A 13530-nucleotide genomic window follows, 5' to 3' on the forward strand; every position below is an offset into this window, starting at 1 on the left:
TTGTTGTTAACCCTGGATGCTGCCTTTTTTTGTCTTTAAAACGTTAATAAAATGTGGCAGTGTTAAATAGCCCGATTAAAGATTTAATTTCCTTTTATAAGGTGTGCTGATGTTCGAGTTTTTAAAATTTAAACGTGATCAGGTTCTTTCATACCGTCTTCTCCTCTATATTATTTTATTCAGCACAATATTCACTATTTTCGGTACAAGTCTTCAGGTCTGGATAGATTACAAAAATGATGTTGGCGGAATCAGGGATGGCATGCGCCAGATTGGCGGAAGCTACTTTGATACTATTACTGCCAGTTTATGGGATATTAATCTTGAGCATGTTAGAATCCAGCTTGAGGGAATTCTTAAGTTGCCGGGTATGCGCTATATTGAAGTTCGTGAAACTTCATTCGGATCATCTGATGTTGCTGTAAAAGTGGGCAAAAAACCTGAAAGTGGCGATACCATAAAACGTGTTTTCGATCTGAATTACAATGTCGACGGGCGTTCTGTCAGGCTGGGTAAAATGCTTGTTGTTGCCTCCCTTGATGAAGTCTATTCACGCATCAAAAAGCGGGTGCTGGTTATATTGATGACTCAAGGGGTTAAAATATTTATTCTTTCCCTGTTTATTATTGCCATCCTACATTATATGATCACCAGACATCTACAGGAACTGGCCGAATATGCTCGTGAAATAGACCTCAATCATCTGGACCGGGAATTTGTTCTCAGGCGTAGCAGAAAATATAAAAAGCCTGATGAATTCGACATGGTTGTAAAAGCCTTTAATGATATGCGGCGCAACCTTATAAGAGATATTGTCCAGCGCAAAAAGATTGAAGAAGCTCTCAGGGAGTCTAATAAAATTGTTGAAAACAGCCCTGTGGTTCTGTTTAAAGCTGATTATCATGAAGGCTGGCCGGTAAAACTGCTTTCTGAGAATATCAGCCAGTTTGGATACCTTGTTGCCGATTTTATTTCCGGAAAAATAAAATTTCTGGATATTGTTTACGAGGAAGATCGCAAAAAAGTTAAAAATGAAGTCGACTTTTACTGCCGGTGCGGCATTGATCATTTCAGGCAGGAGCTTAGGATTGTTACCGCTGATGGTAATGTTTCATGGATAGAGAATAGTGTTGTCTTAAATAGAGATGATTCCGGCGTTACCGGCTTTATGGGGATCATGATGGATGTCACGGAGAGGAAAAAAGCCGGTAGTGAACTCTCCAACTTAAGAAATCTGCTGCAGAGTATTATCGATTCCATGCCGTCAGTGCTTGTCGGGGTAAATGGTGAAGGACGAATTATTCAGTGGAACAAATCAGCAAGGGAGCAGACCGGATTAAGCTGGAATGAAGTTAAGTTTCGTCCTTTGCAGGAGTTTCTGCCTGACCTGTATACGGAACTGGGTGATCTGGTTTTAAGTGGCAGTAATGGCGATATCACTGAAAAATTTAAAATTCCTGTCTCTCAGGACGGAGTGATCCATTATAAAGATGTAATCGTCTATCCTCTTCTTGATGATAATTCTGGAGGTGGATCAGTCATCCTTATCGATGATGTCACTGTTAAATCAAAGCTGGAAGAAATGATGGTGCAGACCGAAAAAATGATGTCTGTAGGCGGTCTTGCAGCGGGTATGGCCCATGAAATAAACAATCCTCTCGGGGCAATTTTGTCCGGAGTTCAGGGGACAGAACGAAGACTTTCACCTTCTCTTAAAAAGAATAGGGAAGTGGCTGAAGAACTTGGTGTGGATCTTAAAAAATTTCATGAATATTTAGAAGTTCGCGGAATTTTGGGATATCTGCGGGGAATAAGAGATGCCGGACAGCGGGCAGCTAAAATTGTCAGGAATATGCTTGAATTCAGCCGAAAGAGTGAGTCTGTAAGAGCACGGCATGAAGTTTCCGCAATTATGGAGAAGTCCCTTGATCTTGCTGCAAATGATTATGATTTGAAGAAGAAGCATGATTTCAAAACAATTGATATTGTCAGAGATTATGAACAGAACCTGCCGGGAATTTATATAACCGAAACAGAGGTTGAGCAGGTTTTGCTGAATATCATGAAGAATGCGGCTCAAGCTTTAAGTGAAAAAGAATTTCCAAATGATGAAACTCCGTGCATCTGGCTGCGCACAAGGCGCGAAGGTGATTTTGTCCGCATAGAAATAGAGGACAATGGCCCCGGCATGGATGAAAAAACAAGAAAAAGAGTTTTTGAGCCTTTCTATACAACCAAGCCCGTGGGTGTCGGCACTGGACTTGGTCTTTCCGTTTCCTACTTTATAATTACAAGAAATCATGACGGCCAGTTCCGTGTTGAATCAGAAAAAGGAAGAGGCACCAGATTTATTATACGCCTGCCTGTAAGCCCCTCGGCTTAAGTATTATTTAATCAGGCCGATATAGTTTCGTGTATTCAAATCTATACTTTTGTATGGCCGTTAGTTCATGTTTTCGGGTTTTATTCTGATGGAATGCAATAGATTGTTTATAACAATAATATTATTGATTTAATAATTGTTGTTACGACTTAGCTTCACAGCTAAATTAGAGATACATTTTAGAATGTATCCTTTAGAGCTTCTATTGTGAATTTTATGTTAAATTTATGCATTGAGCTTTAAAGTTCTTTATACTGTTTATTTTGTCATAGTAGGGTCCGTTGCAATATTTATTTTTCAATAGGGAATGAAGAAAACTGTAGTTTTAGTTGTTGCTATAATTTTTGTGCTGATTTCGTTTCATGCGGAAGCAGTGTTGTCCGGTAGTATGACGATCAGTATTTTTTAAAAAAATCGGGGGTTGAGAGTGAGGCTGACAATTAGAAGTAAACTGATAACAATGATTGTGGTAACGGTTCTGCTTTCAATCGCAGGTATTTCCACAGCAGTTTATTATGAAATCAATCAGATGGCCCGCAATTCATTTGAAGAGTCTTCTCTGAATGAATTGAAACAGGTTGATAATTTTATAAGCGGTTTTATGAATGCCGCCCAGGAATCAGCTGCTGATCTTGCCCTTAACCCGATGATTCCTGACGCCATGGGGCAGCTTCTTAATTTTACAAAGCGGACTGACCTTAAAGAAATGAGAGTTGATCTTATGACTCCTGTTTCTAAAAGTCTGTTCAATTTTTTGAGTAGTATGTGCAAGAGTCACAAGGCCTATGATTACGCCTACATTGGTCTTGAAGACAGCGGATTTGTTATGAGTCCTGAAGGTTCTCTGCCGTCAGGGTTCAATCCTGTCCAGCGTCCATGGTATAAAGAGGCCGTTTCTTCACCTAAAGATACGTCCATCAGCAAAGCCTATCAGTCTGTCACCGGAGTTCCAGTAAGTACCATAATGGCCAAAATAAAAAATAACGGGCGCGTTATCGGTGTTGCCGGAATTGACATCAACCTTTCCACACTGACTTCTGTTGTCAGCAATATTAAAATTGGAAAAAGCGGCTACATGATGGTTATGGAGGGGGATGGAACAATTCTTTCATCACCCGGAGATAAGGAAGTTATTTTTAAAAAAGCCGCAGAAGTTGAAGATCCCGGTATAAATACTCTTGGTTCAATGGATGACGGAATTGCAACCGTAACTATCAATGGTGTCGAACGTCTGGTCCGTGTTTATACTTCTCCTGAGCTTAAATGGAAGCTTGCTTTTATTATTAACAGCTCTGAAGTTTTCAGTTCGCTTAGAAACACTCTTTTGCAGATTTTTTATATCGGTATAGCACTGCTTGTTGTTCTTGGTCTTGTCGGCCTGTTCTTTGCCAACAGTATCGCCCGTCCTATTCAGAGTCTTGTAAAAGCGGCCGGGGCAGTTGCCAAAGGTGATTTTGAAGCCATACCGAATGAAAGAAAGTTCAGTGGTGAGCTTCTGGATCTGCAAAGATCTCTGAAAACCATGGTCGGTGAACTTGTACAGTTTATCCGGACTTCCGAAGAGAAAAGCAAGGAAGCCGAAGAGCAGAGCAAAAAGGCCGGGAAAGCCCTTGAAGAAGCTGAACAGACGCGTATCGCTGCTGAAAACGCCCGTAAAGATGGTATACTTCAGGCTGCCGGTCAGCTGGAACTGATTGTCTCCAATGTCACGGACTCTTCACAGCAATTGTCGGCCCAGATTTCACAGTCTATGTCAGGATCCGAGATGCAGCGGGAAAGAACTGCCGAGGCTGCCACGGCAATGGAACAGATGAATGCCTCAGTTCTTGAAGTTGCACAGAATTCAGGCAGAGCTGCGGAAAGTGCTGATAAAGCCAGAAGTAAAGCTGTGGAAGGAGGTAATATTGTTGATAATGTTATCTCAAGCATCAATGAAGTTAATGAAGCTACAGTGAACATGAGCTCAGGGCTTGAAAACCTTGGTGAGCAGGCCGAAGGCATTGGCAAGGTTATGAATGTTATTACCGATATTGCTGATCAGACCAACCTTCTGGCTCTTAATGCTGCAATTGAAGCCGCCCGCGCCGGAGAGGCTGGAAGAGGTTTTGCTGTTGTCGCAGATGAAGTTCGCAAGCTTGCTGAAAAGACCATGGAAGCGACTAAAGAAGTCGGTCAGGCTGTTTCGGCTATCCAGCAGGGAACAAGGAGCAGTATTTCAGATATGAGTGACGCTTCCGGCATTGTTACCCGCAGTACTGAGTTTGCAGCACAGGCAGGAGAGGCTTTGGCTTCCATTGTTGAAATTGTTGAAGATACCGCCGATCAGGTTCGTGCCATTGCCACTGCTTCAGAAGAGCAGTCTGCTGCTTCAGAAGAAATAAGCCGTAATACCGAGGATGTTAACCGTATTGCCTCAGAAACTGCTCAGGCTATGAATGCTTCTTCAGAAGCTGTTGCCGAGCTTGCTGAACTTACGGGACATCTACAGGAAGTTATCAATCATCTAAAAGAAGATTAATAGTTCTTAGTATAATGTTGTTTTATCCGGGCATGGTGCACCATGCCCGGATTTTTTATTTATATGTAACAATAAGTAACTAAAATGTTCTTATAAAGAAGATATATCTCAATATTTTTACAATATCATTATTTTAAAGAGACTATTTTTCGTGATCCATAGTGAAGCATTTGACATTGAAAACTGTTGTGATAGGTGAGAGAGCTTCTTGGAAATACTTATGCGGGTAAGTACTTCAACTATTTAATTCACTGTTGAAGTTATTCTGTTTGGAGAAAATCAGGTGAAGATGAGTATTAAATTAAAATTAATGGTTATGATTCTTGTTGCGGTAATTTTATCCATTTCGGGTATTTCAACTGCCGTATATTATGAAATGAATTCAATGTCTGTTCTTAATTTTGAAGAATCTTCCTTCAACGAATTGAGGCAGATTAATAATTATATTTCAGAATTCATGCAAAGTGTTAAGGATGATGCCAAAAGTTTTGCCCTTGGGAGCAAAGTTAAAAATGCCGGTGGAGTGCTGCCTAATTTTGTGAAAGATCACGATTTAAAAGCTATTGATGTCTCCACCATGTCTCCACAGTCTCAGGATATTTTTGAGTCATTTAAAAATATTGCCGAGGCCCATTCTGCCTATGATCTGGTCTATGCCGGATATGAAGACGGCGGTATCGTACTAAGCAGTGAGATAGCTTTGCCCGCTGGTTTCGATCCGAGAACCAGACCGTGGTACAGCGCCGCAGTTTCTTCCGGTGAAGACACTTCGGTAAGTAAGGCTTATCAGTCTGCAACCGGGGTCCCCGTGGGTACTGTTATGGCAAAGATTAAAAAGTCCGGCCGTACAGTCGGAGTCGTTGGCATTGATATCAATCTTTCCAGCCTGACTTCAGTAGCCGGGAATGTCAGAGTAGGAAAAACCGGTTATCTAATGTTGATGGAAAGTGACGGAACTATACTTTCCTCTCCTGAAGATAAGGCTCTGCTTTTTAAAAAAGCCGGAGATGTTGATGATGAAGGGATAAATGCCATTGCAGATATGGATGACGGCGTTGCCACGGTTATGGTGTACGGGCGTGAGCGTCTGGCAAGGGTTTATACCTCTCCTGAACTAAAATGGAAGCTTGTGTTTTTAATTGATAGGGCAGAGGTCTTCAGTAATCTCAATTCAACATTATGGCATATCTTTTTTATCGGACTGGGATTGACCTTTGTTTTAGTTATCCTTGGAATTATTATGTCTTATAGCATAGTCAAGCCGATCAGGAAGCTGGTTAAAGCTGCGGGTGATGTGGCTAAAGGAGATTTTGAAGCCATTCCTGATGAGAGAGATTTCAGTGGAGAGCTTTTAAATCTTCAGCGCTCACTCAAAGCTATGGTTGATGATCTTGCCAAGCTTATCAGCACTGCCGAAGAAAAGAGTGCTGAAGCAGAAGAGCAGTCTCAAAGGGCTGTTAAAGCTCTGGAAGAAGTTGACCGATCAAGAAAAGAAGCGGAAAAAGCCAAAAAAGATGGTGTGCTACAGGCTGCTGAAAGGCTTGAAGAAATAGTCGGCACAATTACCGCATCCTCTCAGGAGATTTCTGCTCAGGTTGATCAGTCCCGTGCCGGGGCTGAAGATCAGCGTGAGCGGACAGCCGAAGCAGCGGCAGCTATAGGGCAGATGAACTCAGCGGTTTTAGAAGTTGCCAACAATGCTTCACGAGCAGCTGAAAGTGCTGAGGATGCTAAAGAAAAAGCTGTTGAAGGCGGCAAAATTGTAAGTGACGTGGTGCAAAGCATCAACAAGGTCCGGGAAGCAACTTCACAAATGGAAGGTGGTCTTCACACCCTTGGTGAGCAGGCAGAGGGAATCGGCCGCATATTGAATGTGATTACAGATATTGCGGATCAGACTAACCTGTTGGCTCTTAATGCTGCCATTGAAGCCGCTCGTGCCGGGGAAGCTGGTCGTGGTTTTGCCGTTGTTGCTGATGAGGTCCGCAAGCTTGCAGAAAAAACTATGGAAGCAACTAAGGAAGTTGGTCAGGCCGTCTCCGCAATTCAGAATGGTTCAAAAACAAGTATTTCAGACATGGCCGAGGCCTCAGCTATAGTTGAGCGGAGTACTGAGTTTGCTTCTGATGCCCGCAAGTCACTGGATATGATCGTTGAAATTGTTGAAAATACATCTGATCAGGTCAGAACAATAGCTACAGCATCTGAAGAGCAGTCCGCTGCATCTGAGGAAATTAACCGCAATACGGATGATGTAAACCGGATAGCCTCGGAAACAGCTCAGGCTATGAATGAATCGGCAATCGCAATTAATGATTTGGCAGAACTGGCAAGTCATCTACAGACAGTTATAGACGAGCTGAAACAGAGTTAGAAATCACTATATATCTTAAAAGAATAAGCCGGAAGATTTTAAAATCTTTCGGCTTTTTTTGTATCTGCTGAATAGTGTGTCTGTTTAGAATAACTAAAGCAGTAGGTTGGTTAAAATGGTAAATGAACCTTCATATTATTATAATGGTTATAGTGCTTTTTAATAAAGTAAAAAAGAGTAGACTAAATTAAAGTAACTTTATGAGTGATCACTATATAAAGTGCAAAGCGTGTTACAAAATGATTTCAGTAGACTCATAATTAACATCTTATCTGCTGAATGTTGGCAACTTGAAAATATAAGGATGGTAACTATCGAAATTACAAAAGTAATTAATCTTCATTGTGAGTAATATATTATTTATGTATTGAGCGTTTTTCTTGATATAGTTGAATTCTGTGTTAAAGTGCGCAAATCTTTTTTGTTAGTTACTCTGGCTTTACTTATGGTTAAGGTTAATAATTTATTTTTTACTTTAATATGAGGCAGTTCATTATGGCCGAAGTTGACATTATCAGACGTCGTGTTCTCAGGGATGACGTGAAAGAGTATATCATTGAGGCTATTTTTAACAGTGAGTACAGACCCGGAGACAGATTGATCGAAACTCGGATATCAAGAGAGCTGGAGGTCAGTCAGGGAGCTGTCCGTGAGGCTATCCGGGATTTAAGCGCGAGAGGGGTGCTTGAAACTGAACCTTATAAAGGTGCCAGAGTTAAAAATATCTCAGTAGAGTCTCTTAATGATTATCGGATGATAAGACTTGAACTGGAAGTGCTGGCCATAGACATGTACGTTGCCGGCGGAGGACTGTTCAAGGAAGATATAAAGCCTCTTGAAACTTTTGCCGGAAGATTGAAGCAGGCTGTAAGTGATGAGAACACTATTGCACTCAGGCGTGCTGATATAAGTTTTCACCGGGCAATTGTTTCGCTTTCAGGTAATTCTTTTTTATGTAACGCGTGGGAATCTTTGGGTAATGAATTCTGGGCTTTTGTCGGAATACGTTATGACAATCAGATGTTTGAGACAGATGATCTGATCAGCAAGCATTATGAAATACTGCATGCGGTTAAAAACGCCAATGTGTCTGAGTTCAGAAGTCTGCTCCAGAAGCATTTTCATAAACTGGATTCATTACTCGGGTGATTTCAATATTCCTGAGAGCTTTAAAGCTTACGTTTTAGTGTTTTCAATCTGCCGTTGCTACATTGCGCGCTCTGCTTTTGTACTTTCTAAGGTCTGTGGGGCGCATGAATGATTTTATTGAAACACTGCCCTTTACATTAGAGGCAACATTTTTAACAGCCATAAGGTCTCTGAAGTTTTTAACTCGTCCCAGCAGAATGAGGTTGCACTGAACTGATTTTATAGCAACATTTACGTTTCTTGTGGTTTTGTTTTCAAGCAGGGCCGCTTTTACTTTTGTTTCAAGAACCATATCCTGCGCCATACCGCATGCTGCATTTTCTTTTTCCGGGAAAAGGTATGTAGTCAGTGAATTTACTTTTCCTGCATTGCGGACTGCATGTCTTATCCGCGAAAAATCTTTTTTATTGTCATACGTTCCGACAACATAGACATTACCGTTAAACGAATAGGGGCTTAATTCAAGCACTTCAAGATCTTTGTCTTGAACTATAGAAGCCTGAATGCGGCTTTCAATATACTCATCTTCAATTATAGTCTGTAAGTCCCTTTCATCATTGTTGATATTGTAAACCTGATAGGCACTTGCAGCAGAAGAAGGAATCAGCATGGGGCCCATCATTGGCGGAATCAGAACTGCGGCAGTGCATCCGCTTGAAAAGAAGCAGAGTAATATTATTGTCAGCAGTAATTTTGATTTTCCAGCCATGCTTTATCCTCATAAAAATAATTTTATTAAAATAAAGCAAATTGGGTGCCATACGCTGATTTGATGATATTTATTTTATAAAATCAATTAGTTGCTCTATCCTGTTGTGGTAGGTGTGCTCTTTTAAGATTATTTTGCGCCAATTATTTGAAAGCTCGGAGCGAAGTGATGGTGCGGCTAGAAATTTTTCTGAAATCTCTCTCAACCCGGCCGGACGATCAAAGCTTATGGCTTTGACCAGTTCTTCCGGGAATATTTTCAGCCCGCGACCAGCGTCACTGAGCAGAAACCCCCCGGCAGCCCAAACGTCGAAGTTGCGCTGGGTCAGCCCGTATGGAAGAAGAGGGCTGGTCATGTTCAGTGTTATTTTAGACTGCTTATATATTGAAGGCAGAGTTGTATAATAATCCACCGGGCTGCGGGTCTCAGCTAAAGGTAAAAGTTCATTCCAGTTGTGATCACCGAAAACTGTCAATTGGTTCTGAACTGACTTTAGACAGATGCCGCGCCATAACTTTCCGCTTTCTTCTGCCTTGAATCCTGTGTTGCGTATTTCAGAAGACGGCCAGAAATTTTGCGGACAGTCTTTTTTTGTCCAGAAGGCAAAGTCAGGTTTATGACCAGCCTCAATCATCTGTCTGGCAAGTGAGAGTTCTTCCGGACTCATGTTGCAGCCGGCAAAAAATGATTTTTTCCCGGGAAATTCTGATCTGCCGACAAAAACTATATCACGTAAATTTTTCGTGTAACTGTCGGAACATGCCGGAGAGAACAGCTCAGGATCAGTGGCAAGGGGCATGTGTCCGACTTTTTCAGCTCCGCATTCCATTAAGCGGGGGATGAACCAATGGTCAGTGACCAGCATGGGAATCTGGCGCCAGAATGTGGATTTTAAACCAGAAAGTATGTGGAAAGGATTGTCCACCAGCCAGACAACTGTTTTGACTCCACTGTTTTCAAGAAGGTGGTAATTTTCTCCTAAGCTATCTATTCCGCTGAAATTAATGCTTAAAATAATTTCTGGAATTTCCTGCCCAAGTAATGTTAGGAGTTTGTCGCGCAGTTCTTCAGGATCTACAATTCTGCTCTGGAGACCACAGCCAGATGAGGCCTTGGCAAGTTCACTGGCCAGCAATGAGTTCTCGTCCCCGGTTATCCAGATAGTCTTGGGATGTCTCGGGCCGGGGATAGGGTGTTTCAAAAGAGTTATCTTTGAAATTTTGGGTCCCCAGAAAGACGGAAAAATTTTTCTGGCAGGTGTATATATTATTACCGGGGCGGTTCTCAGTCTGTCAGCTGAGGTCTCCTGAAATTTTATTTCAGTAAATTCCGGTGGAATTTTATTTTTGTCCAATGATGACGTTTTAAAAAAATCAGGACATTCAATATAATCTACCTGCTTTATTTCCGGGAATAAAAGCGGCAGTTTTTCCGGCTCAGGACCAAGCCCCAGAAAAACAGGTGTTCCAGTGCCGGGGAGTATCTCAAAATAACCTTTCCCGGACGGCAGACTCTGCTTTCTGTCTGTTTCGTTAATTACGCTTATGCGTTTAGGACGTTGCATATCAAAGACTTGGCTAAAACCGGCTCTTGGGTTAATCAGTTTCAGGGGAAAACAACTGCTTCTTTATAAGTATAAAAGTTTAATCTCCGCAAATCCATTATCCGGATATACTTTTATTTTAAAAAAAATTATTTTCTGTCTGGGTTTATTATATGAAACAATATCGCGACCATTATTTTAAAAGGGCTAAGAAAGAAAATTATCCGGCCAGATCAGTATATAAACTTCAGGAAATCAACAAGAGGTTTAACATCCTGATCAAGGGCTTCAAAGTCCTTGATCTTGGTGCAGCTCCGGGTTCATGGACACTTTTTGCTGCAAAAAAAGTTGCTGAAACCGGTCATGTTCTTGGTGTGGATATTCAGTCTACCGAAACTGAGTTTCCTGAAAATGCGACTTTTTTACAGGCTGATGTTTTTGAAGATTCTCCTGAACTCATGGGAGCAATGGAGGCTCATCTGCCTTTTGATGTAATCATAAGTGACATGGCTCCGAAAACTACCGGCGTTAAATTTACCGATCAGGCCAGATCTCTTGAACTCTGTGAGCGGGCAAGGGACCTTCTGCCCAGCAGATTGAAAAAGGGCGGTAATTTTGTCGTAAAAATTTTCGAAGGACCGGATGTGCATGACTACCGGCTGTCACTTAATTCCGTTTTTTCCAAAGTTAAGACCTTCAAACCCAAAAGTTCGAGAGCCGAGAGCAAGGAGATCTTTCTTGTCGGACTTGGCTTTCAGGGCGGAGAAGGATAAGAAGCGTTCTTTACGGATGTTGAAGCTGTCTCAGTTTCGGTCCGTCTTAAGTGGTTTGACAGGTTGGTAGTATATCTGTCTGTGCAGCATCAGGATAACCGATGATCACTGCGGTTGCCGGTAAAGATGGCTCATGCCGTAGTTTTATGGTGCAGCATACAAAGTAAATTGAAAAAGACCCTCTAGGTCGATATATATTCAGGAGGTTTTATGTCAGGACATAGTAAATGGGCTAATATTCAGCATAGAAAAGGCAGACAGGACGCCAAACGTGGTAAAATATTTACCAAAATGGCGAAGGATATCATTATCGCGGCTAAAGGCGGCGGAGATCCTGACATGAATGCCCGCCTCAGGCTTGCCATTGCAAAAGCCAAGGCCGTTAACATGCCGAATGACAAGATTGATACCGCGATTAAAAAAGGTACAGGCGAACTGGCCGGCGGTGATATTTCAGAAGTCATATATGAAGGATACGGTCCCGGCGGTGTAGCTGTTCTTGTTGAAGCAACAACAGACAACAAGAACCGTACCGTTGCGGAAGTCCGTCACAGCCTCAGCAAGGCCGGAGGCTCAATGGGTGAGGCCGGTTGTGTTGCCTGGATGTTCGATAGAAAAGGTATGATGACTTTCAGTGCTGAAAAATACACTGAAGATCAGCTCCTTGAAATCGGTCTGGAAGGCGGCGTTGACGATGTAAAAGCTGAAGATGATGTCATCGAAGTTTACTGCGCTCCGGAAGATTTCAGCGAAGCACAGAAAGCATTTGAAGATGCCGGTGTTGAAAGTCTTTCTGCTGAACTCACCTATGTTGCCCAGAATATGATTGAAGTTGATGTTCCAACAGCTAAAAAGCTTATGAATCTTATGGATGCTCTGGATGAGAATGACGATGTACAGAATGTAAACGTCAATGCAGACTTCCCGGATGAGCTTATGGCGGAAATGGAAGATTAATATGGATAACGGTCTGATTGTTCTGGGCATTGATCCCGGTTCCAGAGTAACCGGGTTTGGGCTTGTACAGGAAATTTCCGGGCAGGTCAGTCTTCTCAAAGCCGGAACAATCCGAACAGATACCAAGAAAGAAATGTGCTTTCGTTTGGGGCAGATTTATAGCAGAGTAACCGAACTGGTCACACAATACGGTCCGGTTGAGGCAGCGATAGAAAATGTTTTTGTCTCTGCCAACCCTGCGTCAGCTCTCAAATTGGGGCAGGCCCGCGGGGCGGCTATTGCCGCCTGCGCTGTGGCTGGTTTGAATGTTTCCGGTTATGAACCGACAAAGGTTAAGCAGAGTCTTGTCGGAACAGGGCGTGCCGATAAAACTCAGGTCGCTTATATGGTCAGCCGTATTCTTGGTGTTAAAGATCCTAAATGGGCAAAAGACGCCAGTGATGCGCTGGCCATTGCCGTATGTCACCTGAACGAACGCAGATTTAAGAGGATAGCAGGATTATGATTGCCTATGTTTGCGGAAAACTGCTTGAAGCAACAGACAAATCCTGCATAGTTCTCACTGCAGGCGGAGTCGGGTATGAACTTAATCTTACCCTGACAGCTTTATCCACACTTCCTGCAGCAGGAACTGAAGTCTCTTTCTATGTATATACCGTTGTCCGTGAAGATGCGCTTGAACTTTACGGCTTTCCCTGTTTTGATGACCGGGAGGTTTTTCAGACCCTTATATCTATAGACAGGCTTGGACCTAAAAAAGCTTTATCCATACTTTCGCAGTTCAGCCCGCGGGAATTACAGGATGTTGTTTTACGCGAAGATGTGAAAACCATGTCTATTGTTCCCGGTATAGGACCTAAGTCGGCCCGTCAGATTCTCTGGAGCCTTAAAGATAAAATGGAAAAACTTCAGGCTTCCACAATCCGTTCAGGTGCATGCCCGGTTGAAGGAAACCGCAATGAATTTCTTGATGCCATGTCCGGTCTGAAGGGGCTTGGTTACAGTGAAGATGAAGTGCGTGCCTACCTGAAAGATATTTTTGAAGAAGAGCCGGACCTTGATGCTGCCGGTGCAATCAGGGTGGCCCTTAAAAAGATTGCCATGAATAACAAATAGGCCTTGCT

10 protein-coding genes are annotated in these 13530 nt (G+C 42.4%); 8 read left to right on the forward strand and 2 right to left on the reverse strand.

What is annotated here, in order from left to right; genetic code table 11:
* Nucleotides 1-109 precede the first annotated feature (109 nt).
* The 4 genes from G496_RS0102515 (at nucleotide 110) to G496_RS0102530 (ending at nucleotide 8424) form a co-directional block, all read left to right on the forward strand.
* Nucleotides 110-2383, forward strand: a complete 2274-nt coding sequence (locus G496_RS0102515; RefSeq protein WP_027177881.1) for an ATP-binding protein — start codon at nucleotides 110-112, stop codon at nucleotides 2381-2383.
* Between the two features lie 427 nt (nucleotides 2384-2810).
* Entirely contained in the window at nucleotides 2811-4901 is a 2091-nt protein-coding gene (locus G496_RS0102520) for a methyl-accepting chemotaxis protein (RefSeq protein ID WP_156900579.1), read from the forward strand.
* 289 nt (nucleotides 4902-5190) lie between these two features.
* Nucleotides 5191-7275, forward strand: a complete 2085-nt coding sequence (locus tag G496_RS0102525) for a methyl-accepting chemotaxis protein (RefSeq protein ID WP_027177883.1) — start codon at nucleotides 5191-5193, stop codon at nucleotides 7273-7275.
* 495 nt (nucleotides 7276-7770) lie between these two features.
* Nucleotides 7771-8424 (forward strand): GntR family transcriptional regulator, encoded by a 654-nt coding sequence (locus G496_RS0102530; RefSeq protein WP_027177884.1) that lies wholly within the window; start codon nucleotides 7771-7773, stop codon nucleotides 8422-8424.
* A gap of 43 nt (nucleotides 8425-8467) precedes the next feature.
* Here the strand turns inward: G496_RS0102530 and G496_RS0102535 are convergent, their stop codons facing one another.
* Together G496_RS0102535 and G496_RS0102540 are read right to left on the reverse strand one after the other, a co-directional pair.
* Nucleotides 8468-9133, reverse strand: coding sequence for a BON domain-containing protein (locus tag G496_RS0102535; protein WP_027177885.1), 666 nt, complete (start codon nucleotides 9131-9133; stop codon nucleotides 8468-8470).
* A gap of 70 nt (nucleotides 9134-9203) precedes the next feature.
* Nucleotides 9204-10697: a glycosyltransferase family protein gene (locus G496_RS0102540; RefSeq protein ID WP_027177886.1), complete on the reverse strand. Its 1494-nt coding sequence runs from the start codon at nucleotides 10695-10697 to the stop codon at nucleotides 9204-9206.
* A gap of 152 nt (nucleotides 10698-10849) precedes the next feature.
* On the opposite strand from G496_RS0102540, the gene G496_RS0102545 reads away from it, so the two are divergent.
* From G496_RS0102545 to ruvA, 4 genes are all read left to right on the forward strand, one after another.
* Nucleotides 10850-11449, forward strand: a complete 600-nt coding sequence (locus tag G496_RS0102545; RefSeq protein ID WP_027177887.1) for an RlmE family RNA methyltransferase — start codon at nucleotides 10850-10852, stop codon at nucleotides 11447-11449.
* Between the two features lie 210 nt (nucleotides 11450-11659).
* Nucleotides 11660-12406 (forward strand): YebC/PmpR family DNA-binding transcriptional regulator, encoded by a 747-nt coding sequence (locus G496_RS0102550; RefSeq protein ID WP_027177888.1) that lies wholly within the window; start codon nucleotides 11660-11662, stop codon nucleotides 12404-12406.
* Nucleotide 12407: 1 nt separating this feature from the next.
* The gene (ruvC, locus tag G496_RS0102555; protein ID WP_027177889.1) at nucleotides 12408-12911 is read left to right on the forward strand and encodes a crossover junction endodeoxyribonuclease RuvC; all 504 of its coding nucleotides are present in this window, start codon (nucleotides 12408-12410) and stop codon (nucleotides 12909-12911) included.
* A complete protein-coding gene (ruvA, locus tag G496_RS0102560; RefSeq protein WP_027177890.1) occupies nucleotides 12908-13522 on the forward strand; it encodes a Holliday junction branch migration protein RuvA in 615 nt (204 codons plus the stop codon). The genes ruvC and ruvA overlap by 4 nt, the downstream gene beginning before the upstream one ends.
* The last annotated feature ends 8 nt before the right edge of the window (nucleotides 13523-13530 follow it).

It is taken from the genome of Maridesulfovibrio bastinii DSM 16055 (assembly GCF_000429985.1).
Taxonomy (GTDB): Bacteria; Desulfobacterota; Desulfovibrionia; order Desulfovibrionales; family Desulfovibrionaceae; genus Maridesulfovibrio; species Maridesulfovibrio bastinii.